This is a genomic window from Kluyvera sp. CRP (assembly GCF_019930565.1).
GTDB lineage: Bacteria > Pseudomonadota > Gammaproteobacteria > Enterobacterales > Enterobacteriaceae > Kluyvera > Kluyvera georgiana_A.
Map to the genome: position 1 here is coordinate 3,225,725 of NZ_CP082841.1, position 26,422 is coordinate 3,252,146.

The 26,422-nt window shown below is 49.3% G+C and carries 33 protein-coding genes and 2 pseudogenes; 21 read left to right on the forward strand and 14 right to left on the reverse strand.

Annotated elements, in window-relative coordinates:
- Positions 1–8: 8 nt before the first annotated feature.
- From K7B04_RS15175 to K7B04_RS15210, 8 genes are read left to right on the forward strand one after another with little or no spacing between them, the layout of a single operon-like run.
- Positions 9–1,310, forward strand: coding sequence for a DNA circularization N-terminal domain-containing protein (locus tag K7B04_RS15175; RefSeq protein ID WP_223802407.1), 1,302 nt, complete (start codon positions 9–11; stop codon positions 1,308–1,310).
- Complete coding sequence (locus tag K7B04_RS15180; RefSeq protein ID WP_223802408.1) at positions 1,307–2,386, forward strand: phage baseplate assembly protein; 1,080 nt, start codon at positions 1,307–1,309, stop codon at positions 2,384–2,386. Before K7B04_RS15175 ends, K7B04_RS15180 begins: the two co-directional genes overlap by 4 nt.
- Positions 2,386–2,934, forward strand: a complete 549-nt coding sequence (locus K7B04_RS15185) for a phage baseplate assembly protein V (protein ID WP_223802409.1) — start codon at positions 2,386–2,388, stop codon at positions 2,932–2,934. The genes K7B04_RS15180 and K7B04_RS15185 overlap by 1 nt, the downstream gene beginning before the upstream one ends.
- Positions 2,934–3,359, forward strand: coding sequence for a phage GP46 family protein (locus K7B04_RS15190; RefSeq protein WP_223802410.1), 426 nt, complete (start codon positions 2,934–2,936; stop codon positions 3,357–3,359). The genes K7B04_RS15185 and K7B04_RS15190 overlap by 1 nt, the downstream gene beginning before the upstream one ends.
- Complete coding sequence (locus tag K7B04_RS15195; RefSeq protein WP_223802411.1) at positions 3,346–4,404, forward strand: baseplate J/gp47 family protein; 1,059 nt, start codon at positions 3,346–3,348, stop codon at positions 4,402–4,404. The genes K7B04_RS15190 and K7B04_RS15195 overlap by 14 nt, the downstream gene beginning before the upstream one ends.
- Entirely contained in the window at positions 4,395–4,976 is a 582-nt protein-coding gene (locus tag K7B04_RS15200; RefSeq protein ID WP_223802412.1) for a YmfQ family protein, read from the forward strand. The genes K7B04_RS15195 and K7B04_RS15200 overlap by 10 nt, the downstream gene beginning before the upstream one ends.
- An 11-nt stretch (positions 4,977–4,987) precedes the next feature.
- Positions 4,988–5,785 (forward strand): phage tail protein, encoded by a 798-nt coding sequence (locus tag K7B04_RS15205; RefSeq protein ID WP_223802413.1) that lies wholly within the window; start codon positions 4,988–4,990, stop codon positions 5,783–5,785.
- Complete coding sequence (locus K7B04_RS15210) at positions 5,782–6,192, forward strand: hypothetical protein (protein WP_223802414.1); 411 nt, start codon at positions 5,782–5,784, stop codon at positions 6,190–6,192. Before K7B04_RS15205 ends, K7B04_RS15210 begins: the two co-directional genes overlap by 4 nt.
- A gap of 72 nt (positions 6,193–6,264) precedes the next feature.
- Here K7B04_RS15210 and K7B04_RS15215 read toward each other — a convergent pair whose 3' ends face one another.
- Together K7B04_RS15215 and K7B04_RS15220 are read right to left on the reverse strand one after the other, a co-directional pair.
- Positions 6,265–7,302 carry an acyltransferase gene (locus K7B04_RS15215; RefSeq protein ID WP_223802415.1) on the reverse strand — a complete coding sequence of 346 codons (1,038 nt, stop codon included), beginning with the start codon at positions 7,300–7,302 and terminating at the stop codon, positions 6,265–6,267.
- 300 nt (positions 7,303–7,602) lie between these two features.
- Positions 7,603–7,845: a DinI-like family protein gene (locus K7B04_RS15220; protein ID WP_223802416.1), complete on the reverse strand. Its 243-nt coding sequence runs from the start codon at positions 7,843–7,845 to the stop codon at positions 7,603–7,605.
- 77 nt (positions 7,846–7,922) lie between these two features.
- Between K7B04_RS15220 and K7B04_RS15225 the strand changes: the two genes are divergently transcribed.
- Positions 7,923–8,342 (forward strand): translesion error-prone DNA polymerase V autoproteolytic subunit, encoded by a 420-nt coding sequence (locus tag K7B04_RS15225; RefSeq protein WP_223802417.1) that lies wholly within the window; start codon positions 7,923–7,925, stop codon positions 8,340–8,342.
- Between the two features lies 1 nt (position 8,343).
- On the forward strand, positions 8,344–9,612 hold the full coding sequence (locus K7B04_RS15230) for a Y-family DNA polymerase (RefSeq protein WP_223802418.1): 1,269 nt from the start codon (positions 8,344–8,346) through the stop codon (positions 9,610–9,612).
- A 155-nt stretch (positions 9,613–9,767) separates the two neighbouring features.
- Here K7B04_RS15230 and K7B04_RS15235 read toward each other — a convergent pair whose 3' ends face one another.
- Complete coding sequence (locus tag K7B04_RS15235) at positions 9,768–10,265, reverse strand: hypothetical protein (RefSeq protein ID WP_223802419.1); 498 nt, start codon at positions 10,263–10,265, stop codon at positions 9,768–9,770.
- A gap of 250 nt (positions 10,266–10,515) precedes the next feature.
- On the opposite strand from K7B04_RS15235, the pseudogene K7B04_RS15240 reads away from it, so the two are divergent.
- Both K7B04_RS15240 and K7B04_RS15245 read left to right on the forward strand, forming a co-directional pair.
- Positions 10,516–10,683: pseudogene (locus tag K7B04_RS15240) on the forward strand (isocitrate/isopropylmalate family dehydrogenase); the annotation flags it as partial.
- A 494-nt stretch (positions 10,684–11,177) separates the two neighbouring features.
- Positions 11,178–11,717, forward strand: coding sequence for a hypothetical protein (locus K7B04_RS15245; protein WP_223802420.1), 540 nt, complete (start codon positions 11,178–11,180; stop codon positions 11,715–11,717).
- Between the two features lie 155 nt (positions 11,718–11,872).
- On the opposite strand, the gene K7B04_RS15250 is transcribed toward K7B04_RS15245, so the two are convergent.
- The 5 genes and pseudogenes from K7B04_RS15250 to K7B04_RS15270 form a co-directional block, all read right to left on the reverse strand.
- Positions 11,873–12,124 (reverse strand): hypothetical protein, encoded by a 252-nt coding sequence (locus tag K7B04_RS15250; RefSeq protein WP_223802421.1) that lies wholly within the window; start codon positions 12,122–12,124, stop codon positions 11,873–11,875.
- A 104-nt stretch (positions 12,125–12,228) separates the two neighbouring features.
- A pseudogene (locus tag K7B04_RS15255) lies at positions 12,229–12,300 on the reverse strand (histidine phosphatase family protein); the annotation flags it as partial.
- 225 nt (positions 12,301–12,525) lie between these two features.
- On the reverse strand, positions 12,526–13,044 hold the full coding sequence (locus K7B04_RS15260; protein WP_223802422.1) for a GNAT family N-acetyltransferase: 519 nt from the start codon (positions 13,042–13,044) through the stop codon (positions 12,526–12,528).
- A gap of 26 nt (positions 13,045–13,070) precedes the next feature.
- Positions 13,071–13,532: a GNAT family N-acetyltransferase gene (locus K7B04_RS15265; protein WP_223804173.1), complete on the reverse strand. Its 462-nt coding sequence runs from the start codon at positions 13,530–13,532 to the stop codon at positions 13,071–13,073.
- 61 nt (positions 13,533–13,593) lie between these two features.
- Positions 13,594–14,196 (reverse strand): helix-turn-helix domain-containing protein, encoded by a 603-nt coding sequence (locus tag K7B04_RS15270; protein ID WP_223802423.1) that lies wholly within the window; start codon positions 14,194–14,196, stop codon positions 13,594–13,596.
- Positions 14,197–14,239: 43 nt separating this feature from the next.
- Between K7B04_RS15270 and K7B04_RS15275 the strand changes: the two genes are divergently transcribed.
- The 3 genes from K7B04_RS15275 (at position 14,240) to K7B04_RS15285 (ending at position 17,379) form a co-directional block, all read left to right on the forward strand.
- A complete protein-coding gene (locus tag K7B04_RS15275) occupies positions 14,240–14,935 on the forward strand; it encodes a B3/4 domain-containing protein (protein WP_223802424.1) in 696 nt (231 codons plus the stop codon).
- A 21-nt stretch (positions 14,936–14,956) separates the two neighbouring features.
- Entirely contained in the window at positions 14,957–15,850 is an 894-nt protein-coding gene (locus tag K7B04_RS15280) for a dihydrodipicolinate synthase family protein (RefSeq protein ID WP_223802425.1), read from the forward strand.
- A gap of 341 nt (positions 15,851–16,191) precedes the next feature.
- Positions 16,192–17,379 (forward strand): MFS transporter, encoded by a 1,188-nt coding sequence (locus K7B04_RS15285; protein ID WP_223802426.1) that lies wholly within the window; start codon positions 16,192–16,194, stop codon positions 17,377–17,379.
- Between the two features lie 185 nt (positions 17,380–17,564).
- On the opposite strand, the gene K7B04_RS15290 is transcribed toward K7B04_RS15285, so the two are convergent.
- Together K7B04_RS15290 and K7B04_RS15295 are read right to left on the reverse strand one after the other, a co-directional pair.
- A complete protein-coding gene (locus K7B04_RS15290; protein ID WP_163448791.1) occupies positions 17,565–18,134 on the reverse strand; it encodes a hypothetical protein in 570 nt (189 codons plus the stop codon).
- A 109-nt stretch (positions 18,135–18,243) separates the two neighbouring features.
- Entirely contained in the window at positions 18,244–19,143 is a 900-nt protein-coding gene (locus K7B04_RS15295; protein ID WP_223802427.1) for a LysR family transcriptional regulator, read from the reverse strand.
- A 92-nt stretch (positions 19,144–19,235) separates the two neighbouring features.
- On the opposite strand from K7B04_RS15295, the gene K7B04_RS15300 reads away from it, so the two are divergent.
- The 3 genes from K7B04_RS15300 to K7B04_RS15310 all read left to right on the forward strand — a co-directional run bounded on the left by K7B04_RS15300 (position 19,236) and on the right by K7B04_RS15310 (position 22,130).
- Positions 19,236–19,727, forward strand: a complete 492-nt coding sequence (locus tag K7B04_RS15300; protein WP_223802428.1) for a cyclophilin-like fold protein — start codon at positions 19,236–19,238, stop codon at positions 19,725–19,727.
- A 131-nt stretch (positions 19,728–19,858) separates the two neighbouring features.
- Positions 19,859–21,076 carry an MFS transporter gene (locus K7B04_RS15305; RefSeq protein WP_223802429.1) on the forward strand — a complete coding sequence of 406 codons (1,218 nt, stop codon included), beginning with the start codon at positions 19,859–19,861 and terminating at the stop codon, positions 21,074–21,076.
- A gap of 25 nt (positions 21,077–21,101) precedes the next feature.
- Positions 21,102–22,130 (forward strand): alpha/beta hydrolase, encoded by a 1,029-nt coding sequence (locus K7B04_RS15310; protein WP_223802430.1) that lies wholly within the window; start codon positions 21,102–21,104, stop codon positions 22,128–22,130.
- A 68-nt stretch (positions 22,131–22,198) separates the two neighbouring features.
- On the opposite strand, the gene K7B04_RS15315 is transcribed toward K7B04_RS15310, so the two are convergent.
- Positions 22,199–22,441, reverse strand: coding sequence for a DinI-like family protein (locus K7B04_RS15315; protein ID WP_163448788.1), 243 nt, complete (start codon positions 22,439–22,441; stop codon positions 22,199–22,201).
- 128 nt (positions 22,442–22,569) lie between these two features.
- Positions 22,570–23,130 (reverse strand): thioredoxin fold domain-containing protein, encoded by a 561-nt coding sequence (locus tag K7B04_RS15320; protein WP_223802431.1) that lies wholly within the window; start codon positions 23,128–23,130, stop codon positions 22,570–22,572.
- 224 nt (positions 23,131–23,354) lie between these two features.
- Here K7B04_RS15320 and K7B04_RS15325 point away from each other — a divergent pair, with 224 nt between their 5' ends.
- Positions 23,355–23,894, forward strand: coding sequence for a DUF2058 domain-containing protein (locus K7B04_RS15325; RefSeq protein ID WP_223802432.1), 540 nt, complete (start codon positions 23,355–23,357; stop codon positions 23,892–23,894).
- Between the two features lie 11 nt (positions 23,895–23,905).
- Here K7B04_RS15325 and K7B04_RS15330 read toward each other — a convergent pair whose 3' ends face one another.
- Complete coding sequence (locus K7B04_RS15330; RefSeq protein WP_223804174.1) at positions 23,906–24,589, reverse strand: RluA family pseudouridine synthase; 684 nt, start codon at positions 24,587–24,589, stop codon at positions 23,906–23,908.
- Positions 24,590–24,779: 190 nt separating this feature from the next.
- Here K7B04_RS15330 and K7B04_RS15335 point away from each other — a divergent pair, with 190 nt between their 5' ends.
- The gene (locus K7B04_RS15335) at positions 24,780–25,256 is read left to right on the forward strand and encodes a cold shock domain-containing protein (RefSeq protein ID WP_163448784.1); all 477 of its coding nucleotides are present in this window, start codon (positions 24,780–24,782) and stop codon (positions 25,254–25,256) included.
- A gap of 66 nt (positions 25,257–25,322) precedes the next feature.
- Here the strand turns inward: K7B04_RS15335 and K7B04_RS15340 are convergent, their stop codons facing one another.
- The gene (locus tag K7B04_RS15340) at positions 25,323–25,718 is read right to left on the reverse strand and encodes a DUF1398 family protein (RefSeq protein WP_163448783.1); all 396 of its coding nucleotides are present in this window, start codon (positions 25,716–25,718) and stop codon (positions 25,323–25,325) included.
- A gap of 246 nt (positions 25,719–25,964) precedes the next feature.
- On the opposite strand from K7B04_RS15340, the gene K7B04_RS15345 reads away from it, so the two are divergent.
- The gene (locus tag K7B04_RS15345) at positions 25,965–26,189 is read left to right on the forward strand and encodes a hypothetical protein (protein ID WP_064546296.1); all 225 of its coding nucleotides are present in this window, start codon (positions 25,965–25,967) and stop codon (positions 26,187–26,189) included.
- Positions 26,190–26,422: the final 233 nt, after the last annotated feature.

The following is a 26,422-nucleotide window of genomic DNA, read 5'->3' on the forward strand; positions in this document are numbered from 1 at the left end:
GAGTTTATATGGCGTGGAAAGACCGGCTGGTGGATGCATCGTTTCGTGGCGTTCCGTTCAAAACTGAGGACGAGAGTGCAACAGCGGGGCGGCGCGTCGAAACACACGAATTTGTTAACCGAGACAAGCCCTACACCGAAGACCTCGGTAAAGCGACATCCCGACCTAAATTTTCCGCATACGTCGTCGGGGATGATTGCTATGAGCAACGTGACAGACTGATTGAGGCTCTCAATAAGCCGGGGCCGGGAACCCTTATTCATCCAGCATACGGCGAGATGAGCGTTTGCGTCGACGGCGAAATTAACGTGAGCTCATCGAGCAGTGAAGGGCGTATGGTGCGCTTTGATCTGCGCTTCGTTGAGGCTGGTGAACTTACTTACCCGACATCAGGGGCCGCGACGGCCAACACGCTGGTTTCTTCTTGCTCTGCTCTTGATGACTGCATCAGTGATAACTTCGACCAGTTTGGCATGGACGGAATGCCTGATTTTGTCCAGAACGGTGTGATTGACGATGCGACCAGCATGCTGGGTTATGTCTCTGACAAAATGGCAATGGTGGACTCCGGTATTTCTGACGCAGCACGCCTAATGCAAGGCGATATTTCCGTTCTTCTCCCACCGCCATCATCCGGGAAAGGCTTTATCGATCAGTTACAGACAATGTGGCGTTCTGGAAACCGTCTTTCTGGAAACGCCAGCGATCTGTACACAATGATTAAAAACTTCTCCGGCATTACGTTGGGCAGTGAACTGGCCCCACGCGGCGTATGGAAAACCGATAGTAAGACGACGCAGAACCAGAAGCAGCAAAGTAATTATGTTGCCAGTGCCGTTCGCACAACAGCAATAAGCGAAGCGGCTTATGCTGTCACGACGTTACCTGCTCCAGTGGTCACGACAAGCGAGCAAAGCCAGCAATCCACTGGCTGGCCTTCATTGACTCATCCTGAACTGAATAATGCGCCTGATGAAACGACCGTTGTAGACGTGCCAACCTGGGACGATCTGGTCGATATCCGCGACACATTGAATACTGCCATCGAGAAAGAACTATCTCGAACCACAGACGACAGCCTCTTTCTGGCATTGCGTCGTGTGAAGTCAGACCTGAATAACGACATAAAAAACCGTCTGACTCAGACTCAAAAAACAGTGATCAGAACCCCTGACGAGGTTACGCCAGCGCTTGTTCTGGCTGCGACCTGGTTTGATAACGCTGCACGTGAGTCTGACATTGTCAGACGTAATGCTGTGGCTCATCCTGGCTTTGTGCCGGTATCTCCACTGAGGGTGCCTGTCCGATGAACGATAACGTAACTCTTCGTGTAAACGGGCGTGAGTGGGGGGGCTGGACCTCAATCCGTATCGGTGCAGGTATTGAGCGGCTGGCGCGTGATTTCAGCGTAGAGATTACCCGACAGTGGCCTGGTGGTGATGGTGTTTCGTCACTTCAGCCGCGCGTTAAAAACGGCGACAAAGTCGAGGTGCTCATTGGTGATGACCTGGTCGTTACCGGTTGGGTCGAGGCCACCCCCGTTCGTTATGATGCACACTCAATCAGTGTTGGAATTAGCGGGCGCAGCCTGACAGCCGATCTTATTGATTGTGCAGCTGAGCCGACTCAGTTCAATGGACAATCCCTCGTTCAGGTCGCCTCGGCGCTCGCCAGACCTTTCGGTATTTCGGTGATAAATGCTGGCGCGCCAGGTGGTGCGATTCCAGGTGTGCAGCCAGACCACGGTGAAACGGTTATTGAAGTCCTGAATAAGATGTTGGGTCAGCAGCAGGCGCTAGCCTATGACGATCCTCGCGGCAGGTTGGTGATCGGTGGGGTAGGTTCAGGCAGGGCGGATACTGCGCTGGTCTTGGGTCAAAACGTTATTTCCTGCGATACCGAGAAAAGCATCCGTGAACGCTTTTCTACTTACCAGGTATCTGGTCAGCGCGCCGGGAACGATGATGACTTTGGCGCGGCCACAACAACGGCGCTTCGCGCAAAAACAACGGATGCCTCAATCGGTCGCTACCGTCCAATGGCGGTACAGCAGACGGGGCAAGCTACGGGAGCAAGCTGCATTGCTCGCGCTGAGTTCGAAGCCCGACAGCGCGCCGCACGTACCGACGAAACTACATACACGGTGTGGGGTTGGCGGCAGGGTGACGGCTCACTGTGGCAACCGAACCAGCGCGTGATCGTTAACGACCCAATTTGCGGGTTCAATAACCGCGAACTGCTCATTTCTGAAGTGTCATTCACTAAAGACAATAACGGCACGTTAACCGAGCTACGTGTCGGGCCGCCTGATGCGTACCTTCCTGAGCCTGAAGAGGACAGCAAGAAGCGTGGTAAAAAACGCAAAGTTAAAGAGGACCCGTTCTGATGGGCGTGATGCAAGGCCTGCAAAGGCAGCTTTTAGGACTCATTGGCCGCGCTGTAGTGAAGAGCATCAACGCGGCTTCTAAGTGCCAGATGATAGATGTTGAGCTACTGGCTGGACAGCAAAAGGCGGGTATTGAGCACCTTGAACCCTATGGCTTCACCTCTCGAGCAAAATCCGGCGCTGAGGCTGTTGTTTTGTTTCCTGATGGTGACCGTTCTCATGCCATTGCTATCACTGTGTCTGATCGCCGCTATCGTCTGAAGGGACTTAAAACTGGGGAGGTCGCTCTCTACGATGACCTGGGACAATCCATCACGTTGACTCGCTCTGGAATCGTTGTTGATGGTGGCGGGAAAATCATTACGTTCAAAAACGCCACAAAAGCCCGCTTTGAAATGGATATTGAATCAACGGGGCAGATCAAAGACCTCTGCGATTCTGGCGGCCTGACAATGTCAGCAATGCGCATCTCATACAACGGACACAAGCACAAAGAAAACGGGCAGGGCAATAACACCGATATGCCCGATAAGCAAATGGAGGCGTGATGGAACTCTGTCTGACAGTTAACGGAAAGCGAGTGAATGCCAGTTCTCAGCTCGACCCACTAACACGAGCCGTAGTGATTTCTTTCTTCACAAACCGGCGCGCAGACCCCGACGATAACGCTGATGTGCCGATGGGATGGTGGGGCGACACTTGGCCAGCAGTAGCAAATGACCGCTACGGCTCAAAATTATGGCTCCTGCAGCGCAGCAAACTCACAAACGCATTAGTGAATACCGTACGCACCTATCTTCGGGACGCGCTCCAGTGGATGCTGGATGACGGCGTGGTTTCGCGCATAGATATCGACATTCAGCGAACGGGCATCAACGAACTGAGCAATCAGGTAGTGCTCTGGCGGCGGGACGGGCCCGTAATCATTTCTTTTAGCGATTTATGGAGTGTGATCACCAATGGCGGACAGTGAATTTCAACGGCCTACGCTGGCCGAAAATATCAGCATGATCCGCACTGACCTGTACGCTCTTCTCGATCTCAACGATGAATTACGTCGGATGGATGAGGATGTCAGGGCGAAGGTGTATGCGGGGGCGCTGCATACGGTCTACGGGTATCTTGATTATCTGGCGCGCAACATGTTACCCGATCTGTGCGATGAAGACTGGCTCTATCGGCACGCGAAGATGAAGCGCTGCCCACGCAAACAGGCCGTGGCCGCATCAGGCTATATGCGGTGGGATGGGGTTGCGGATAATCTTGTTGTGACATCTGGCGCCGTCATTCAGCGTGATGATTTAGTGCAGTTCACCGCCCTGGCCGATACAACCAGTTCCGGGGGCGTTCTTCGCGTCCCTGTTACATGCAGTGTGCCCGGTTCAACGGGTAATACTGATGATGGTGTTGCGTTGTCTCTCGTTACGCCAGTGAATGGCCTGCCATCTGGCGGCCTGGCTGATACCGTAATCGGCGGGTTTGATGTCGAAGACATTGAAGAATGGCGTTCGCGCGTTCTGGAACGTTACTACTGGACCCCACAGGGCGGGGCAGATGGTGACTATATCATCTGGGCAAAAGAGGTTGCAGGTATCACCCGCGCCTGGACCTACAGGCACTGGATGGGAACCGGAACTGTCGGCGTAATGGTGGCCAGCAGTGACCTGATCGATCCTACGCTTGACGATGTGACGGTTGCGGCAGCCCAGGCGCATATTGAACCTCTTGCTCCTGTAGCTGGTTCGGATTTGTATCTTTTCACCGCGACGAAAAAAGTTGTCGATTTCACCATCGATTTAAACCCGGATAACGAATCGACCCGCGCAGCGGTGAAAGCTGAGTTGCTTTCATTCCTGTTGAGAGACGGCTATCCCGAAGGAACACTGGAATTATCGCGTATCAACGAAGCTATCTCGATTGCAGCTGGAGAACGCAGCCACACCCTGATTTCTCCTGCAGCAAATATACTCATTGCAAAAAATGAGCTGGCTGTTATGGGGAATATCACATGGGCGTAAGTGAGGATGATTATGCCCAGTTGCTCTCTGCACTCTTGCCGCCAGGTCCTGCATGGTCATCTGATGATGTTGCGATAAAAGGCGCTGCGCCTTCTTTGTTTCGCGTCCATCAACGCGCTGATGATCTTATGCTGGAGCTTGACCCCAGAACCACCTCTGAATTGATTAATCGTTGGGAGAAGTGCTGTGGGCTGCCAGATGAATGTATTCCTGCTGGAACGCAAACACTACGGCAACGGCAGCAGCGACTGGATGCAAAAGTAAACCTTATCGGCGGAATCAACGAGGATTTTTATCTCAGGCAACTGGAAGCACTGGGGAAGCCTGGCGCAACTATTACCCGCTATAACAAAGGGCCATTCAAATGTACTTCTCCATGCACTGATGCCACCTATTCATCTGAATGGCGCTATTACTGGCAAGTAAACATGCCTGCATCCAGTGATGCTACATGGATGACGTGTACCGATGATTGCACAACGCCAGTTCGCTACTGGGGCGACACCGTTGCGGAGTGCGTCATCAACAAACTTTGCCCATCCCACACCTACGTATTATTCAAATATCCGTAACCGGAGACACTATGCATCGTATTGATACAAGCACTGCGCAGAAAGATAAATTTGGCGCGGGGAAGAACGGTTTTACCCGCGGCAACCCACAAACTGGAACACCAGCCACCGATCTGGATGATGATTATTTTGATTCTATCCAAGAAGAACTTGCCGCACTCGTTGAAGCCTCTGGTGCAGCCCTGGATAAATCGAAACGCAACCAGGTGCTGACAGCACTGAAGGTGATGTTTGGAGCAGGGCGTTTGCTGAATGTAAAAACTTTTACCACATCTGGAACATATACAAAAACACCTGGTACTAGTCATGTTCGTGTTCGAGTCTGGGGGGCTGGCGGTGGTGGTGCTAATACCTCCACCGCAGGGCAAGCAGGGGGCGGTGGGTGTGGCGGTGGTTACTCGGAGGGCTACTTAGATACATCAGAAATAGCAACATTAACTGTTACAGTTGGAGCCGGTGGCTCTAATGTTGCAGCTGGTGTTAACGGCACGGGAGGGACCGGGGGTAGTTCATCATTTGGTTCGATTATTGTTGCAACCGGTGGAACAGGATCCACACCCACATCAGCCGGCGGTGTTGGCTCTGGTGGGAATATTATGAATTTTACAGCCAATCCCTCACAGGGGACTTTGACACAGGGTATTGCGGGCTTAGGTGGCGCATCGTTTTCATCTTCTACTGCGGCCCCTCATACAACTATAAAAGGAGATGATGGTTCTTTTCCTGGTGGCGGTGGTGCTGGTGGCAATAATACCTACGCATCTGGAAGAGGCGCATCTGGGTATGTGGTTATTGAGGAGTACTCATGATGACATTTGCATTGGTTAAAAATAGTATTGTTGAGAATACAGTTATATGTGAGTCAGAAAATCTGGCTTCCGTTCTTTATTCTGCAGATTACCTAGTGATTAACATTGATGGTTCATCAGTTGGCCCTGGCTGGTCATATGACGGTGAAACGTTCACGGCACCGGTTATCGTGAAAACGCCAGAAGAAATCGCCACAGAAAACCTTTCTACGGCGCAAGCAGAGTATGGTCACGCATCAGAACAAATCGCCGCACTGAATGAGCAGATAGAAGATGCTGATTATGCTGCCATGTCAGAGGATGCGGTGAGGTTTGAGTTATCGAAATGGACTGATTATCGTAAGATGTTACGCGCGTATTTAAATTCCGCTGACGGGAATCAGACATTGCCGACGTTCAAAATGTAATAGTCAGAAATTTGTTGGGCAAATTAGAATGCTGACGGGCACATCTTTAGTGAGTACCTGTCAGCAAACTGATTACTTTGTGGAAGGTACTAATGACGTCCTTTCAAATAGTCTGTATGTTAATTCTGAAAAGGCAAACATGGCTATAATTTCTATTGAAAAGAGTATTGATGGTGAAATGTCGGTATTTGCTAATGCAGTTTTAATGATAAACCATGATGGAACATGGCAGCAAAACAATGAATAGCTTCTTTCACCTATGTAGTTGATAACTGACTCTAGGATAGGTATGTTGAATTTGAACCATCCAGTTTGACACACTGCAAGAAAAACCATAATGACAGATATAATTGCCCCTGTTTGTGATATCTGGTTAGGGAAATTAGTCATATATCCCCAAGGACCAGCAAGACAAATAGTCAGAATAATCCAGGTGTATGCTTTAAAGTGCTTTGGCGCTTTTTTAAGCAACGATGTATCTTTTAGCATGTCATTAATGACATAATGAAGGATTGCTCCATATAATATTGGGTCAAAGCGGAACCACCAATTATCATTTCCTCCTGGACGATAAAATAACATGATTATACAGATGATGAATGCAACTGAGGTTGCAACTTTTCTACTGGTAAAAATATAAATTAATGAATAAATAATAAAAGTTTGAAATTCTAATGACAGAGCCCAATAATAGCCAAATACTGTGTTTTGTCTGGCGTGTTCAAAGTTGCTCATCCATGAGATGGTGGCAATATATTTCTGTAGCATGTAAATTTTATTAAACCACAGCCCTGTACTTGAAAAGACAATGGCCATTATAACTGTTATGGTTGCCCAGAAATAAGCTTGTTTATACAGCCTATTGAATTTCTTTAATATGAAATTAATGAAGTCCGCCATCTTATTATCTGTTTTTTTCATTCTCATTAATGAATTTGATAGAAAATAACCAGCGATGACGAAGAAAAGCTCTACCCCCATATTTGTATGGAAAAACATGTTTATTTTGCTGTAAGCCGGTACCCAGGTGCTTGGGATAACTGCGACCACATGAACAAAAATAACATAAACTATGGCAATAGCTCTTAGATTTTGTATCTCTTTATTCATTTATTAACTTCCATGAAATAACTAATAGAGCATTATAGCCTTCGTAAGATACGGATGGAAAGCCTTAGGTATTGGTTGGTTGTATAAATTTACTTGTTTGAGCGATGTTTTAGATGAAGTAGATTAAAATAAAGTAAGAGGTACAAGTGGCAGCGATCGCCTTCACAGATTTTCCCACCGCAATTCTAGAAGTTTCCAGTAGGAAGTTGGAAGGAAGCTGCGGCTTTGGTAAGCAAGCACGACCGCAGCAGGGGCCAGGTGTTCATGCCATGTCACTGGCGCAAGTTGAGGGCAAACCACCTATTCAGCAACAAGCCAAAACTCTGCCTCTTCGAACATCTCCTGAACCACTTTACTGATCTGTTCTTTCTCATGCTTACTGGCATCTGTATTGATCGCCGGCAGCGTCATCATAGGTTTTACCCTCACATCAGCATCAGGGAAGATGCGCTGCACCCTTTTGCTCAACTCTCCCAGAATGATGTCTTTCGCACCGGGCAAACCATCAAAATTTCTTTTGTCATAAACGAGTTCCACAAACATGCTTTAGCTCCTCTTTACTGGATATAAGTACAGTATATACTGTATGCATAAACAGTATCAATGTGAGTGAGTTTATTATGCAGTTTTATTCACCAACCGAACTTAGAGAGATAGTCGCGCTGCCATTGTTCAGTGATCTGGTGCCTTGTGGTTTTCCTTCCCCGGCTGCTGATTATGTTGAGCAACGCATTGATTTAAATGAATTACTTATACAGCATCCCAGTGCTACCTATTTCGTTAAAGCGTCAGGCGATTCAATGATAGAGGCAGGGATCAGTGATGGTGATTTGCTCGTGGTGGACAGCTCAAGAAAAGCCGAACACGGCGATATTGTGATTGCTGCTGTCGATGGTGAGTTTACAGTTAAGCGTCTGCAGATGCGGCCAACGATACAGCTAAACCCGATGAACAGTGCTTACTCTCCTATCATCATTGGTAGCGAAGAGACGCTGGACGTGTTCGGGGTGGTGACTTTCATCGTGAAAGCGGCCAATTGATATGTTCGCGCTCTGTGATGTGAATTCGTTCTACGCATCCTGCGAGACGGTATTCAGACCAGATTTGAAAGGGCGGCCGGTAGTCGTTCTTTCAAATAACGACGGCTGTGTGATCGCCAGGTCAGCAGAGGCAAAGGCTGCCGGCATCACCATGGGGGAACCGTACTTCAAGCAAAAGGACCTGTTCCGGCGCGCTGGCGTGGTCTGCTTCAGCAGCAACTACGAGCTCTATGCTGACATGTCTCATCGGGTGATGACGACGCTTGAGGAGATGAGTCCCCGCGTCGAAATTTACAGTATCGACGAGGCATTCTGCGATATTACCGGCGTGCGTAACTGTCGTGATCTGACGGAATTTGGCAAAGAGATCCGCGCGACCGTATTGCAACGCACGCACCTGACCGTGGGGGTCGGAATAGCTCAGACAAAAACGTTGGCCAAGCTGGCGAACCACGCCGCCAAAAAGTGGCAGCGACAGACTGGCGGAGTCGTTGACTTGTCGAACATCGAGCGGCAGCGCCGCTTGCTTGCGTTGGTGCCCGTTGAAGATGTCTGGGGCGTCGGCAGGCGCATCAGCAAAAAGCTCAATGCAATGGGTATCAAAAACGCCCTGGAGCTTTCAGAGCAAAACACCTGGATCATCCGTAAGCACTTCAACGTTGTTCTGGAACGAACGGTACGAGAACTCCGCGGCGAACCTTGTCTGGAACTTGAAGAATTTGCACCAGCAAAGCAGGAGATCGTCTGTTCCCGCTCGTTTGGTGAACGCGTCACAGAGTACGAACAGATGCGGCAGGCAATTTGTAGCTACGCGGCGCGCGCAGCAGAGAAATTGCGTGGTGAGCATCAATATTGCCGGTTCATTTCTGCTTTTGTGAAAACTTCGCCATTTGCGCTTAACGAGCAGTATTACGGCAATAGCGCCTCGGTTAAATTACTGACGCCAACACAGGACAGCAGGGACATCATCAATGCGGCCACTCGCTGTTTAGATAAAATCTGGCGCGACGGTCACCGCTTCCAGAAAGCAGGGGTGATGTTGGGCGACTTCTTCAGCCAGGGCGTAGCGCAGCTGAATCTGTTCGATGAGAACGCCCCGCGGGCTGGCAGCGAACGATTGATGGAGGTGCTGGATCACCTCAATGCAAAAGATGGGAGAGGAACTCTGTACTTTGCAGGGCAGGGAGTTCAGCAGCAGTGGCAGATGAAGAGGGAAATGTTGTCTCCACGGTACACCACGAGGTATAGCGATTTATTGCAGGTTAGGTGAAAATGGGTGCTAATTTGATGCCATTCTTCCCCAGTATTCCCCAACTTCACTCCATCCATAAGATAGGCATAAAAAAACCAGCCTCTTAAGGCTGGTTTGTATGAATTTTTGGTCGGTACGATAGGATTTGAACCACCGTCCCCAATGACAGAGGGTTAAGATGAAGGTGATGACGACCCCTCTTCACTAAGAAGATTTACGAATGATATCGCTGAGCGAACATAGTTTTCCGCATCGATAGAAGAGGGTTCTATACCTAACTCTCCATGAACAACCTTGTTCCTCATCAATCTCAATTCATTCATTAAGGCTGCTTGCTTTCCATTTAGATAGCCGTGAGTTTTTAATAAGTTAGATGCTTTAAGTGGATGCCTAAGTATTACTTCTTCCTTAAAGGTCATGTTTGGTATTAGGTTGTTATAATTAATGGAGCTTATTATGGCATCCTCAACCATTTTCCATGCATCAAGGATAGCGAGCCGCGGTGGTAGTTTTAAAAGACGCTCTTCTAAAGACAGCTGTTCATTGCTCTTTTCTTGAGGTAATTCTTCTTCACTCTCTTTTGCTACTTTGTCTGCTTGAGCTGAAAAAGTAGCATTGAAGTGATCACCAATTTTTACAGAAGTAAGCGATTTTAATAACACGACTAGCACAGTTCTATACCTATGGACTACGTAAAAAAGCAAAAGAGGCCAAGCTAAGCTGTCTATGGCCTTACTTATGAAGGTTATGACGTCCATTTGGATTCTCTGTGTTAGGTATTTATTCTATTTTACATTCCCCAAAACTGAAAATAAAGATAGCGATTTCAATACATTACCATAGGTGTAGAATGACATGAAATCACAATGCCTCAAATCATAAATTTCATTTAAAACAGCATGTTATGATCTGTATGTATATGTAATGCTGCGTCATATGGAATGGTTCGAAGCGGCTGACCTGATTGTTAAAGGTATGGAAGGCGCTATCAACAACAAGACCGTGACCTATGACTTCGAACGTCTGATGGAAGGCGCTAAACTGCTGAAATGTTCAGAGTTTGGTGACGCGATTATCGCGAACATGTAATCCACTTGCTGGGTTTGTGAGAAACGGGAGCCGATTGGTTCCCGTTTTTATTATCAGGATTCGAACGGCTATCCACCGTTTATCAAAACAAGTCATCTCATTACCCTCTAAACTTTTTTTCTGGATGATGGTTCTTCGGCCTGTTCCACTTTGGCGTAAACGTTCAGGAAATGATTTCTGACCGGGCCGGGTATGACAAGCCTTGAAATAAAGCTCGGGGTGAAAGACGTTAACTGAGATAGAAACCCAACACAGGGTAGCGCACGTTCCTGATGTATTTATGAGAGCCTATTCTTCTGAGCAGAAGGTCTGCTGTGAGCGTGAAGCGGACATTAAATTCGTCGATTCATTGTGCTCCTCTTGTGCATCCTTTCTGGCAAGAGAATTGGCTCGATGTAAAATGTAAAATGTAAATACACAATTCTCCGTAAGTGTATGAAGAAGATTGTTTCAACGATGAGTCGAGGTCCGTATATTGGAATGACATGATAAGAATGGAAAATATAACTATGTTTAGAACCTTCGCGTCAGCCTTCCTACTTCTGTCCCCAACAATCAGCTTCGCGGCCTCACATGAAGAGATATTGCGTTTAAATGCTGAACAAAAGGTAGGTAGTAAGGTTGTTTGTCATGCCCCACTTAATATTCTGGTGGGCCAGAAGCCTGTCACTCTGGATTTTAAAAATAGTATGACCGTGATTTCGAATCATGGTAACAAAAGAACCTATCAGGTCATTACAACGTTCATACCCTCTGGCACAACGACTCCTGTTATCACTCAACGCTACCATCTGAACGTCATTACAGACGAAATCGGTCAAACACATAAAATCGATCCAGATAGCATCAGCGTAACAAGTCCTTATTCCGCAGAGATGGCAAAACTAAATGAATCCCAGCTTCGTAGCCCCCCTGAAAGCTATCAATCTGACAGTATGGTGACAGTGACAGATTTCCCTAACTTCACCATTCAGGGATATGAAAACGGTCCTGTCACTCGATGTTCAATATCGACTCAAAACGGTAACGGGTGACGCCGTCCTGATGAATGCAGGATAGAAATCATTAGATAATTAACGGCTAGTTATTGCTCAATACTTGTCCACTTCTTGGCTCGAAGGGGATAAGTTAACTGGGCTAAATGTCCGCCCTGAGTATGGTGTAAGCCTTGAAGTGAGTAATTATCTCCTTACGTAATGCCATAATTAACAGGTAGAGACCTGACGTAATCTGCAATTTCTCCATTATAAAGAGTCGATATACTCACAAAGGTACCCGCTATATCTTCTCGGTCAACGTCATCAAGGGATTGAAGAGTGCCCGCAATACTCTCCTGCATCTCAATGGCTACATCAGGATTAATTAGAGTCTCGTCGGTAAATTCGAGTGCGATAGCGATATCGGCAATGACTTTTACTAATTGTGTAGAGTGTGATGACATTTTGAACCTCTTCTTAGTTTTTGACCTGCTTTTCGCGCATCAACTTAACACGAAGTTAGCAACTTTCGCTTCTGGCACGAAGCGGAACTGAAGTGCTTAGCCAGACTCTGTCCCTGAATAATATCTCTCACATTCCACTCTGTTTCCGCGTGTCGAACAAGTATCACTTGCATCATTAAAGGTCCGTGTATGTTATTGATTTAAATGCCACAGACCAAACATATCCCGTTAAATGATGGGATGTTCTCTGTTCTGGACGAAAAACAGGAACAAGTGTAGATGAACATTGTTATGTTCAGCCTCAGAAGTGATGCATTGAATAGCGTTAATATTCGTTTTTGACACGGAGCGAACGAGCTAAAGGTCTGCTCTGTGCTGAAAGTGGACGTCGCAATGTATGTTCAGCTAAGACAAGTTGAGCGTTTCATAATGATATCTCTCTGGGGATCTGTCCCAACCTGGAAGATATGTTCACCCACCTCGGTAAACCCAAGCTTACGGTAAAAAGAGATTGCCCTTGGGTTATGTTCCCAGACACCTAACCAGACAACGTCCAATCCCTTTGCCTCAAATTCAGCTAAGCACTTCCGCATAAGTGCTTTTGCAAATCCTTTGCCATGATACGGTTCATCGACATACAGACACAGGATTTCTCCGGCATGAATGCTGTTTACACAGGGAGGAAACTCTTCCCACCTCAGTTGTGCGTACCCTATCAGTTTTCTCTCGTATTCGTAGACTAATGTAATCCAGTCTTGTCTGAGGATTTCTTGCAACTGGATATCTGTTGAATAGCTTGCCTGACAGTGAAGATCCATATCCTCCTGAGTATTACCATCCTGGAAAGTCTTTCTGAAGGTTCGCTCGGCTAAAATAGCAAGCTCTTCTGCATCAGAGGAACTGGCCCTACGGATTAACATTTATCATTACTCTCTGAAAAATATTTTTATTTTTGCCCGGCATTACGATAAATGTCTGGTCGATTGATCTGCCAGACAAAATCTGGTCGGTTCAATGGGTTATAACCCAGTTTCTGGTATAGCCAGGGCGCGCTGTCAGTGACCAACATTATCCGTCGCAGGCGTGACATTAACGGATGGGCGTGACAGCATTCGATCAGCCAGCGGCCGAGACCACTTTTCTGATAATCGTTTAATACGTAGACGTCGCACAAATAACCAAAAGTGGCATAGTCTGTGACAAGGCGGGCGAATCCGATTTGTCTTGTTCCATCCAGAAGCGCAAAACAAAGGCTGTTCTGGATTGATATCCTGACCGTTTCAGCATCAATGCCAGGAGCCCAGGACGATCGCGAGAGGTAATCGTGAATGGCTTCCAGTTGAAAAAAGGCGGGATCGGTTGTGACGGTAAACTGGCCTTTAGTAAAACTCAGATGCTGATTATCCACTAAACCACTCCTTGCAACTTGCTTTGATGAGACAAGCCCTAATGGCATACCGGGCAACAATTCAGGATGCTTTCTCATGTACCGTCATGAGAAATACCAATGGGTCCTCCTCCCGGTTTTCATAGAAATGAGGAACGTCTGTTCTGGCCGTTGCCGAACAGCCGGTTTTTACCCGATACAGATGGTCCTGTACGCCCAGTGTGAGCGTGCCCTTCTGAACATAAAAAAGTTCAAGCGTCCCTTTCGTGTGGCCGGGTGACGCAAACTTTTCCCCTGGCTGCATTTCCCACATCCAGAGCTCGGTCATATCAGGGCCACCCGACCCAGCAAGCAACCTTGCTCTCCCACCTTTTTCACCAGCCCACAATTCTGGAATCTCATCTTCAGCAATGAGATGGACGGTCGGCTTGGAACTGACATCCACAAAATCTGCCACCGAGACCCCCATTGCGGCAGCCAGACGGCATAACAGGGCAATGCTGGGATTCGCCCGGCATCCCTCAATCTCAACCAGCGCTCCCTTGCTGACGCCTGCCCGACGGGAGAGTTCATCGAGGGATATTTTCTTTTGCTTACGATACAGTTTAATTCGCTGAGATACGGCTTCATTCACAGTGTTGACGATAGAATTTGCATCGGTCATTAAATTGACTTTTTTGGTCATCGGTCATTATCATGGGATAAATTAGTCATTACAGGATTATCACGTGTTAACAGTATCTCCGTCAATTGTCCCTGAAATTTATCGTATTGCTCCAGGTTTTCGGGCTCTCAGTATCTATGTAAAAGCTGCGCCAGTGCTTAATCCCGACGCTGGAGAAACCGCGCTGCGGGAAGCCTGTGAAGCCGTTCTGGCCGGTGAACCTGAATGGGCGGAAACTCATCTGGCCGCATGGGCCGACGTTTTTCAAAAATTTGGCGCTAAACCTAAACGCACCCCTTGCTCAGCGGATGCGTTACGTAAGCGCGTATTACGTGACGGAACGATGCCAGTGCTCGATCCCATCGTTGATCTTTATAATGCCGTTAGCCTCCGCTACGCCATTCCGGTTGGTGGAGAGAATATTTCTGCCTATCAGGGGGCGCCACGTCTGGCTGTGGCAAAAGGAACCGAGCCTTTTGATACCGTCAAAGAGGGTGAAACTGCCGTTGAATACCCTTCGCAAGGCGAGGTGGTCTGGTGTGATGATATCGGCGTGACCTGTCGTCGCTGGAACTGGCGACAGGGGATCAGAACCCGCTTAGGTGTGGAAGCTCAGGAAATGTGGTTCATTCTGGAGAGTCTCCCACAGATGCCGCTGGAGAGACTTCACGAAGCCGGGAAGATGCTGACCGATGGCCTTGAAAAAATGATGCCCGGCCTGTGGTTTGACGTTGCTCTCATCGAAGAACAACACCAGTAATATCATTCAGGAGAAACAGTTATGTTTACCGGCTTGTCGGCGTTTCCATTGACCCCAGTCACCACCAGCGGCGTGGATGAAAAAGGTTTCAGCCATATTCTTTCCCGTCTTACAGAGGCCCTGGTTGATTCTATGGGCATCCTGGGGTCAACCGGAAGCTACGCCTATCTGACCCGGGAGCAGCGCAAGCGCGTAGCAACGCTGGCAAAACGGCATGCCGGGGATATCCCTGTTATGGTGTGCGTGGGGTCGGTCAGTACCGATGCCATTCTGCATCTGGCAGATGATGCGCAGGCAGCTGGCGCGAATGCCCTGTTACTCCCGGCGGTCAGTTATCAATCACTCCGTGACGAAGAAGTCTTCTCACTCTTTGAGACCGTTACCCGGCACGTGTCTGTACCGGTATGTATCTACGATAATCCGGGCACTACGCATTTTACCTTTACGGATGAACTACACGGTCGTCTCTCATCACTTGAGGGTGTTCGCTCGGTCAAGATCCCTGGCGTCCCGGATAGTTCAGCTGCTGCGACTGAACGGGTAGAGGCCTTACGTCGACATCTGCGCCCTGGCGTAACAATCGGTATCAGTGGTGACGCTTATGCGGGGCTGGGATTAAACGCCGGTTGTGAAGTCTGGTATTCCGTGTGCGGTGGTCTGTTTCCTGAGATGGCGAAACAAATCACTGAAGCCGCGGCGGTAAAGGATCATCAACGCGTTACTGCCCTGACAGCCCGCCTTGAACCTTTGTGGGCGCTGTTCCGTAAACATGGTGGAAGTCTTCGTGTTATTGCCGCTGCCGCAGGTGTGCTTGGACTTACCAATACGGACTGCTTGCCTCGACCTCTACAGCCGTTGTCAGCAGATGATATCGCGGATATTGCCCGTGTGATAAGCAAGCTGGAGCTAAAGTAATCTACCATCTGGTTCGCCAGTCCTTCTGGAACCTGGCTGAATATCAATCATCATTACCTGTTTGAAGCAACATCTTTAGGTCCATTTCTCGCTCATTAGGCGCAACCATACTCAAATTTCCCACATTGCAGGAGATTTGAGTATGAACAAGCCACTGTGGAACAAAGACCGTATCATCGGCTAAAAAAAACCGCTTCAGATAACTCATCTCTGGACCAGAAGCGTCAGTCGAGCGAGCTCCCCCAGCCTGCCTATCATCGCTAATTCATGAAAAATGATTCTCATTAACATTTGTCCTGATGTGATGTTTAATAGCGTTTTTCCTATTCAAAGGATGTGAAATGAGTCTTCGATTTTCGACATTGCGTCGCATTCCCGGTGGCGTCTGGATTATTGGTTTCGTCAGCCTTTTGATGGATATTTCATCTGAAATGATCCACAGCCTCCTTCCACTTTTCATGGCAACGGCTTTAGGGGCCCCGGTAGTCATCATTGGACTCATAGAAGGAGTGGCTGAAGCGACGGCATTATGTGTCAAAGTTTTTTCGGGCGTTATCAGCGATTACATTGGCAAGCGTAAAGGGCTGGCTGTCCTTGGATATGGCCTTGGCGCGCTTAGCAAGCCGCTGTTCGCACTGGCCTCCACATCTGGAATGATATTCAGCGCGAGGATGATTGACCGTGTAGGAAAAGGAATAAGAGGGGCACCCCGAGATGCGCTCGTTGCTGACGTTACTCCGCCCGAGATCAGAGGGGCGGCTTATGGTCTGCGCCAGACACTGGACACGATGGGAGGGTTCCTCGGACCGCTGCTGGCAGTGGGCCTGATGCTGTTATGGAGTAATGATTTTCGCGCCGTTTACTGGGTGGCGGTCGTGCCAGCCTTTCTGGCCGTGGCCCTGTTATTCTGCGGATTGCATGAACCACGCACGCCTGTCGTGACCGCCAGGACGAACCCGATAAAAACAGAGAACCTGAAAAGACTGGGCGTAGATTGTTGGTGGGTGATAGGGCTCGGCGGGGTGTTTACTCTCGCCAGGTTTAGTGAGGCGTTCCTGGTTCTCAGAGCACATGAGGTCAATATTCCACTGGCTTTGATCCCTCTCGTTATGGTCGCCATGAATATTGTATTTTCATTTACAGCCTATCCGTTCGGACGCTTATCAGACATCACCAGTCACCGGCGATTGCTCCAGATGGGGCTGGTGGTGCTGATCGTGGCAGATTTAGTACTTGCTCTGAGTCATTCCTGGGTGGGGATTATTGTTGGCGTAGCATTGTGGGGTGTACATATGGGGATGACACAGGGGTTGCTGAACACGATGATTGCTCACACCGCACCAGCCGACCTTCGTGGAACGGCGTTCGGATTATTCAGTTTGTTGAGTGGCCTGGGATTACTGATAGCCAGTCTGGGGGCAGGATTGTTGTGGGACATCTGGGGTTCAGCTTCTACATTTTTTGCTGGCGCGATGATCTGTGTACTGACGTTGATTCTGACTCGGTTTGTCCCTGAGAAGTCCGAGTAATCAATCTGTGCCGATAAAATTCTGAGATACGCCGCTCAATAACTGCTGGCTGGGTAATGAGTCTATTCAGACGATGAGTCGACCTGGCGCTCCCGGCTTGCGGTTAAACCGGGAGGGGCAGGATAGGGTGCCATAATCGCCTGCACAACCTGAAGGCCTGGTCGTTTCAGAAGACGTTATTTTCCTCAGATACAGGGCCCAGTGGCACATCCGTACATCATGTATAGCGGAAATAAAGGTACTAAAGGGATCATGGCGACTTGGCCAAGCTCGCTAATCGTCTTGGTCTTATCATTGATGGAAACCACAATCGGGTGTTCTAACTGGTAGGCGGCGGCCAGATCGGGCGGGTACGATGAAGACCAAAATCCTGCTGCTTTAAACGAAACACCGAGGTGATCGTTATCAATTTGCACCGCATGATACTCATTGCGCAATTGGGTCAACTGCCCGGCATCCAGCTTGCGCTTATCCATCACAACCAGGTATTCCGCCGTCACCTCATGTTGTTCTACCTCAAAGCTAACCCGCACCCCGGCAGCCTGTTGGTGAAAGCGTTCATAAAAGGTCTTATAACGCTGATACTCCTGAGGTACACCGTTACGGTTAAAACGGTAACCATATTTAGCTGAGCTGGCGATAATGCCGGAGTCAGTGGGTTTTACAGCCACAATGGTATCCGTGGGCGGCAAGTTTGGTGCACTTGTACATCCTACAAGCATCACCACGGCCAGCAGCGATAAATATTTCATCATTTTGAGCGGTTCCTGTTCGCTATTTTCTCTGAGATATCAGGAGGTTTTTTAACACACGGAGACAAATATTTATCCTTGTATATCATCATTTCCGAACCTGCTTTTAACCCTACATTTTCTTGTTTATACGTAGCGCATCAACAACGAGTGAAAAAGCCGGTGAAGGCTGTTTACGGCTAGGGTAATAAAGATAGTAGCCTGGAAAAGGATGACACCAGGACTCAAGTACGTGTACGAGACGACCTTCGCGAATGTGTGAGCCGAACTCTTCTTCGGGCAAAAAGGCGATGCCTAACCCAGCCAGCGCAGCGTCGACAACATGTTCCGACGTATTAAACGTCAACTGTCCATTAACCCGGACGTTCAGTTCTCCTCCTTCCCGATCGAATTCCCAAACATAAATCCCCCCGGATCGAACCATACGCAGATTAATACACTGATGCTGCGTCAGATCATGGGGCGTTTGGGGAACCGGATATCGTTCGAAATAATCGGGCGAGGCTGCCGCGGCCATACGCAGTTTCGGGCCGATTGGCATCGCTATCATGTCCTTATCGATCGTATCACCAAGCCGTACGCCCGCATCAAAACGATCTGCCACGATATCCCGGAATCCGTGGTTTGCGTCGAACTCGATGTGAATATCCGGATACTCGCGCAGCAGTGGCGTCAGTTTGGGCAGAAGGGTCGTTTTCAACACGTTCGGCCCGCATGTAATTCGGACGGTACCCGCAGGCTTGTCCCGCAGTTCGGTCAGCATGTCCAGCTCAGCCTCAATCTCGTCAATGCGATGGCCCACTGACTGCAGCAGGCGCTCCCCGGCGGCCGTCGGGGACACGCTGCGGGTTGTCCGCGTCAGCAGGCGGATTTGCATCCGTTCTTCCAGCCCGGAAATCGCCTGGCTCAGCGCTGGCTGGGTCACGCCAAGCAGCGCGGCGGCACGTGTAAAACTGCCTTCCCGCGCTACGGTGACGAAAGAGAGTAAATCGTTGAGGTTGCGTCTGGCCATGTTCGTTTCCGATCTATTTATAAATTTTGCTTATAAGGCTATTAAGAATTCATTAGCTAGTTTTGCCGCTGCCTATTGGTAACAATAATGCGATGAATAAGTCAACGCTAAACAACACGCAAAATGCTCACGGCAAAACGTCGCTATTGCTGCTGCTCTTTATCGGGCTGCTGTGCGTCACGCAGTCCGTGATCGCGGATGACAACGAACGGGTAGCTGTACAGGAGACGCTGATGAAAGTTGAGATTGTCGTGAACGGTGAGATCGCGACTGCCACCCTCTATGACTCGCCGACAGGTCGGGATTTTGCATCATTACTTCCCCTCAGTCTGACGCTGCAGGATTACGCCGATATTGAACGCATTAGCGATCTACCGCGCAGGCTTTCCACGGCACAGGCTCCGGAAGGAATGACGCCGGAAGCGGGTGATATGGCTTTCTACGCGCCCTGGGGCAACCTGGCGATTTTTGTCCAGGGTAGACCTTACGCCCGTTCTCTGATCCCGGTAGGGAAAATCGATTCAGGACTGCCCGCCCTGCAGCGCCAGGGACCGTTTAGGGTGCAGATCAGGGCCGTAGACTAAGCGGTCACGCGCTCCCAAAACCGCGTTCCCTTTAATTACCAGACTATCCCTCACATCGTCACATCGGTGTCTCTTGCAGGCCGATGGCGCAAAGGGAGGGCATCGTATTATCTACAGAAAAGAAAGGCTTAATGCGTAATCAGAAAATTGAAACCAGAAACAAAAACGAAGCAAGTGAAAAACAGCGGGCGCACTGGTGCGGCGTTTTTGCCATGACGCTGTGCGTCTTCGCCCTGATCGCCTCTGAATTTATGCCGGTCAGCCTCCTGACGCCGATGGCGCACTCCCTGAATGTTACCGAAGGCATGGCCGGACAGGGGATCGCCATTTCCGGCGCGTTTGCGGTGATGACTAGCCTGTTTATTTCCAGACTGGCAGGCACGCTTGACCGAAAAATTCTGCTGCTCGGCCTGACGAGCATGATGGCGCTTTCCGGTGCTGTCATCGCGATGGCGCCCAACTACCTGATCTATATGGCAGGTCGCGCCCTGATTGGCATCGTCGTCGGCGGGTTCTGGTCGATGTCGGCGGCGACAGCAATGCGGCTGGTACCGGTGCACCGTGTTCCGTTGGCGCTGGCTATTTTCAATAGCGGTAATGCGCTGGCAACCGTCGTGGCTGCCCCCTTGGGCAGTTGGCTGGGAGCGGTCATCGGCTGGCGGGGAGCCTTCTTCTGCCTGTTACCTGTCGCCATCCTCGCGTTTATCTGGCAACTGCTCAGCCTACCGTCCATGCCGGTTACCCGCCAGCCAACTGGGGCCAGCAATATTTTCACGCTGTTTCGCCGCCGGGTGGTGACGCTGGGCATGCTGGGTGTTGGGATTTTCTTTATGGGGCAGTTCACGCTCTTTACCTACATCCGGCCTTTCCTTGAGGCGGTCACGAAGGTCGATGCCTCAGCGGTGACCCTCATCCTGCTGGTCATCGGTATGGCCGGTTTCATCGGCACCACGCTAATTGGCCGGGTATTGAAGCGTGGATTCTACCCAACCCTGATGGCGATTCCCGTGCTGATGGCGATTGTCGCGCTAGCCCTGATCGCGTTTGGCAGCCAGGCGGCCATCGTGACGGCGTTGCTCGGACTGTGGGGGTTGATTTCAACCGCCGCGCCCGTGGGATGGTGGGCATGGGTTCCACGCACGTTTCCTCAGAATGCTGAAGCGGGCGGCGGGCTGATGGTGGCGATGGTGCAACTGTCTATTGCGCTGGGATCTACCGTGGGGGGCCTGCTGTTCGACCATCATGGCTACCAGAGCACCTTCCTGGCCAGCGCCGCGATGTTGATCATTGCAACCGTACTGATTTTTCTGACCTCACGTGCAGATGCATCTGCACGTGACCATTCATAATACTAATCCTGATAAGGAAACCATCATGAATAAATTTACGTTAGCGCTGGGGCTGTTCATCAGTGCATTTGCCACCTCTGCGGCAGATATGTCCAGAGGTGCTGACAACTTTTATAAAAGCGATAAGGTGACGCAGCAAAAAGTGACCTTTAAAAACCAGTATCAGATGAACGTGGTCGGCAATCTGTTTATCCCGAATACGATGAATCAGAACGCTAAAAACCCAGCGATTGTCGTTGGACATCCAATGGGCGCGGTCAAGGAACAAAGCGCAAACCTGTATGCGCAGAAGCTGGCGGAGCAGGGGTTTGTCACGCTGGCGATTGATCTTTCGTTCTGGGGAGAAAGCGAAGGTAAACCGGGGCACCTGATTTCACCGGAAATCTACACGGATGACTTCAGTGCGGCGGTTGATTATCTCAGTACACAGCCGTTTGTCGATCCAGAAAACATCGGCGTGCTGGGTATCTGCGGCAGCGGAAGCTTTGTTATCAGCGCCGCGAAAATAGACCCGCGGATGAAAGCCATCGCCACCGTCAGCATGTATGACATGGGAGCCGCGTTCCGTAACGGCCTTAACCATTCCCAGACGCTGGAACAACGCAAGGCGTTTATCCAGTCTGCCATTGAGCAGCGTTTTGCTGAGTTCAAAGGGGGAGATACCGCGTATATTCCGGGCACCGTGAATAAACTGGAGGCTTCCACGCCGGAAATTCAGCGCGAGTTCTTTGATTTCTATCGTACCAAACGCGGCGGCTACACTCCGCAGGGCGAGAAAGAAGAACTGACGACAAAACCAATGCTGAGCAGTATCGGTAAGTTTATGAACTTCTACCCGTTCAACGATATTGAAACCATTTCACCGCGTCCGATGCTCTTTATTACCGGCGAACGGGCCCATTCAAAAGAGTTCAGCGAGGACGCCTTCAAACGTGCCGGTCAGCCTAAAGAGCTGTATGTCGTTCCGGATGCGGGACACGTCGATTTGTATGACCGCACGGACGTGATCCCCTTCGACAAACTGGCCGACTTTTTCCGTAGCAACCTGAAATAACGCACTCGGTCAAGAACCAGGCGAGTTGAGGGAACCGATGGGTTCCCTTTTTTGCGTGTACTGCCGTCTTACTCGCTGACCAGCCAGAATTCCGCCTCATCAAACATTTCTGTGACGACTCTGCTTATCTGCTCTTTCTCATGTTTGCTGGCATCAGTGTTGATGGCGGGCAGCGTCATCATGGGTTTGACGCGGACTTCCGCGTCAGGAAATACGCTGTGCACTCTTTTGCTCAACTCTGCCAGGATTATCTCTTTCGCGCCGGGCAAACCTTCAAAATTCCGTTTGTCGTAGACGAGTTCCACAAACATGCTTTTACTCCAGTTAACTGTATATAAAAACAGTATATAAACCGTCTGCGTTAGCAGTGTCAATTTTATTTCGCAATAAAAAACCCCGGCAGGCGGGGTTTCAATCACGAGGAGTATGCCAGGGCAGGCTACAATGCTTTACCGCTGATCTTTTCCAGAATGGCGTCAGGCTTCGCGCTACCCAGAATCACCTTCGGTGGGTTATCCAGCACGATCATCGTAGGCGTTAGCTGGATGCCCAGTCGTTCAGCCAGCGCAGACTGTTTGACGACTTCATCCGAACAGCTGGCGCTGGTGTCATTATTGGGCAGAAACCCGGCCATGGCCCCTTGCAGGCTCTTTTGACGATCGTCTGAGCACCAGACGCGACCCATATCTTCAATCACGGAATCGCGAATAGAAGGGGGAGCAACGGTCAGAAACGACATGGTTAGCCCGGCATCGTTGTAACTCTTGATGTTCTTGACGACCTGAGAACAGAAAGAGCATTGGTTGTCGATGAACACCAGAACCTTGTGTTTTTCATCGGCGGCGGTGAATGTCACCGGGGTTAATTCAGGCAGAGTACGGTCGAGATCCTTTAATGCTTCTGCGGTACTGTCATCGGCGCTGGCCGGGGCATCAGCGGAAAAAACGTTAAAACTCATCGCCCAGACAACTGGCAGGGCAATCAGCGGAATCACTTTCACGGTATACCTCATTGGATAATGCTCAGGATCGTCAACGGCATCTACGGATGATGTTTTTAGCATCAACTGTAAAACGCTGTGACTGTAGCCGATCGTCACGGACGCGATCAATGTTTATTTTTTGTACAAAATGCATCGAAAGGGGAAGGCGTTCTGCAATCTGGAATCGACGCGAACATTACGGGTATAATCTTGCAAAATTTATCAATGAGTTTAGAGCGAAGATGACAAAACTGACCTTACAAGAGCAGATGCTAAAAGCGGGGCTGGTCACCAGTAAAAAAATGGCTAAGGTCCAGCGCACGGCGAAAAAGTCGCGCGTTCAGGCCCGCGAAGCGCGAGAAGCGGTAGAGGAAAACAAAAAAGCGCAGCTTGAGCGCGATAAGCAACTGAGTGAGCAGCAGAAACAGGCGACGCTGTCGAAAGAGTACAAAGCGCAGGTCAAACAGCTGATCGAGATGAACCGCATCACCGTTGCCCGAGGCGATATCAACTTTAACTTTACCGACAATAACGTGATCAAAAAGATGGCGGTGGATAAGCCGACGCAGACACAGCTGATCAACGGTCGTCTGGCCATTGCGCGGCTGGCGACTAACGCCGCGTGTGAAAGTGAATACGCCATTATTCCGGCGGTTGTGGCGGAGAAAATTGCGCAGCGTGATGCCACCAGCATCGTTCTGCACAGTGCGCTCAGTCAGGAAGTACAGGACGAAGACGATCCGTACGCTGATTTCAAAATCCCTGACGATTTGATGTGGTAACCCACTTCAGATTAGAACGGGCTGGCGCTGTGGGCGTTGATCTTCTCCTGGCTAACAGGATGAACAAAACAGAGTGCGCTGGCATGTAGCATAAGACGTGGCGTTTCTTCGGTTCCAGGCTGTTCGCGGCCACCATACAGGTCGCAACCCAGAATCGGGTAGCCCAACTGCTCGCAGTGAATGCGTAGCTGATGAGTGCGCCCGGTTTCAGGAACAAGTTGAACGCGAGTCAGTGCCAGGCGGTGGTGATAAAAACGGCTCACAACCTGATAGCGAGAACGTGCCGGTTTGCCGTTAAGGGCGGAAATGGACATCCGCGGAAAACGCGCGGGGTCTTTAGCAATTGGCGCATCAATCACCCCTTCATCCTCGCTCAGGTGCCCGCACAGTAGGGCGCTGTAGGTTTTTGTCACTGAACGCTGGCTGAACTGCTGGCAAAGGGCGGCATTGATGGCCTTATTGCGGGCGATGACCATCAGCCCGGATGTGCCGAAATCCAGGCGATGGACCAGCGTGCAGTCGGGAAATTGCTGAACCAGACGATAGTGTACGGAATCGAGGTTCTGCGGATTTTTCCCCGAGAGGCTGAGCAACCCGCTGGGCTTATTGATAATCAGCAGATGCGCGTCCTGATGGAGTATCTCTATTTGCTCATGGCAAGGTGGGGCAATAAAGGTATCGAGAATGGTAGACATCTGGCTGCACGGCTGGAGAGTGGGTGCGGATGATACCCAATTTTTCGCCAACAGGCGAATCCGACGAGGTCGCACGGTGGAAATTTATCATCCACACTTAAGCCAAAGACATAGTCTGCGCGGGCATTGTGCATTACACTGCGCGCTGCAAAAATTGAGTTGATAAACGATTAACCAGGCGGTAACGGCGATGAATGGAACAATCACAACGTGGTTTAAAGATAAAGGTTTTGGATTTATCAAAGATGAAAATGGCGACAATCGCTATTTTCATGTGATTAAGGTTGCCAACCCTGAGCTGATTAAAAAAGATGCGGCGGTAACTTTTGAACCCACGACCAATAACAAAGGGCTGTCAGCCTATGCGGTGAAGGTGATCCCGGATAGCAAGTACATCTATATCGCGGGCGAGAAGATCAAGCTGACGTCAATCAAGTCTTTCCTGGTCTACAGCGAAGAAGTTCCTGCTGAGACCCGCATTGATAAAGAAAATGCGGTGTTGTCGGTAGGGCTGCTGATGAACAGCATCAAGCCAAAATCCGACGCGAAGCCGGGTGAAATGCGTACGTTGAAAAAGCTGGCTATCACCACCTTCCAGGGCACTACGTTGATCTTCTCGGAAGATGAGATTGATATAGAAGATACGGTAAAAATGTTGAAAGTCTGATCGCGCTACGCGATAAAAGAGGGAGATAGCCTTAATGGTGAATCTCCCTTTTTTATTGGTGCTTAATTACGTAGGGCTAATGATATTTTCAGTATGTAATAGCTGATTATCTTTAGACCAGTAATAACGACTCACTTCTTCAACGTCGACGACCCATTTAAATACGCCCGCTCTGGCTAACTCGCGACAGTATTGATCGAAATGAGTGAGGCCAGTGAAATGACGCCTGGCGGCAATTTTTGTCAAACAGCTACTGCCACCTGCGCTTACCTTAATTAAGCTACGGTGACTCTTCATGGCCACATAGGAATCAGTTGTTGTTACAATTTTGACATTGCCGGTGGCGACGAAATAAATGTAATACGAGATGTTGTTTTGTTTTAACTCTGTTAAAAATTGCAGAAAATCTGACTTGCATCTGACCTGCTCAAATAAGTCGCAGAGCATTTCACTAAATTCCATTTCCGTCCTCTATATATGCCTTTTATAACATTCATGTTACTTATTATTTTGTGTGTGTTGTGATGGCGGTTAGTTTAAACCATTAATCAATTAGAAATCGAATAATTAACCACGGACATTTTAGGGGCTACGAATGAAATGGAGTAGTGTTTCAATTGTTACCAGGTGTTGCGTGGCCACGCCGATTTTGATGGCGTGTACCGGGCTATCCCCTTACACTAAGACAGAAACTAAAAGGAGAGAACAATGTTAGAAGGGTACTTTGATCTGGATGGCGCAACAGGCGCTGACGTGGTTGAAAACAGGAAGCGTTTGCTGGCCGTTCAGGCGGCGCTGGAGATAGCAAAAGCCGCGGTTTCCGCCACGACGGCCAACTCCGGGATTCGTTCACAGATGGACTTGCGTAATGTCTCTCAAGAAGTGGCGACACTGGCTGACGCTATCCAGGATGCGCTGGAGTCTGAGGCATAATACATCGATACCGCCTTCGGGCGGTTTTTAGTAATACCGATTGCTAAGTTTTATTAATATATAGTTATATATATTTTTGAGTATTTATTTCAGACTGTGTTTGATGTTATGGTATCTACATCCGTCCTGGATGATGGTTAATGCGTCTACTTGCAACGAACATTTTATAATATTGTGATGAATCGCAGGGATATAAAAGGCAAGTCAATAATTAATTATTTTTAAATTCAAGG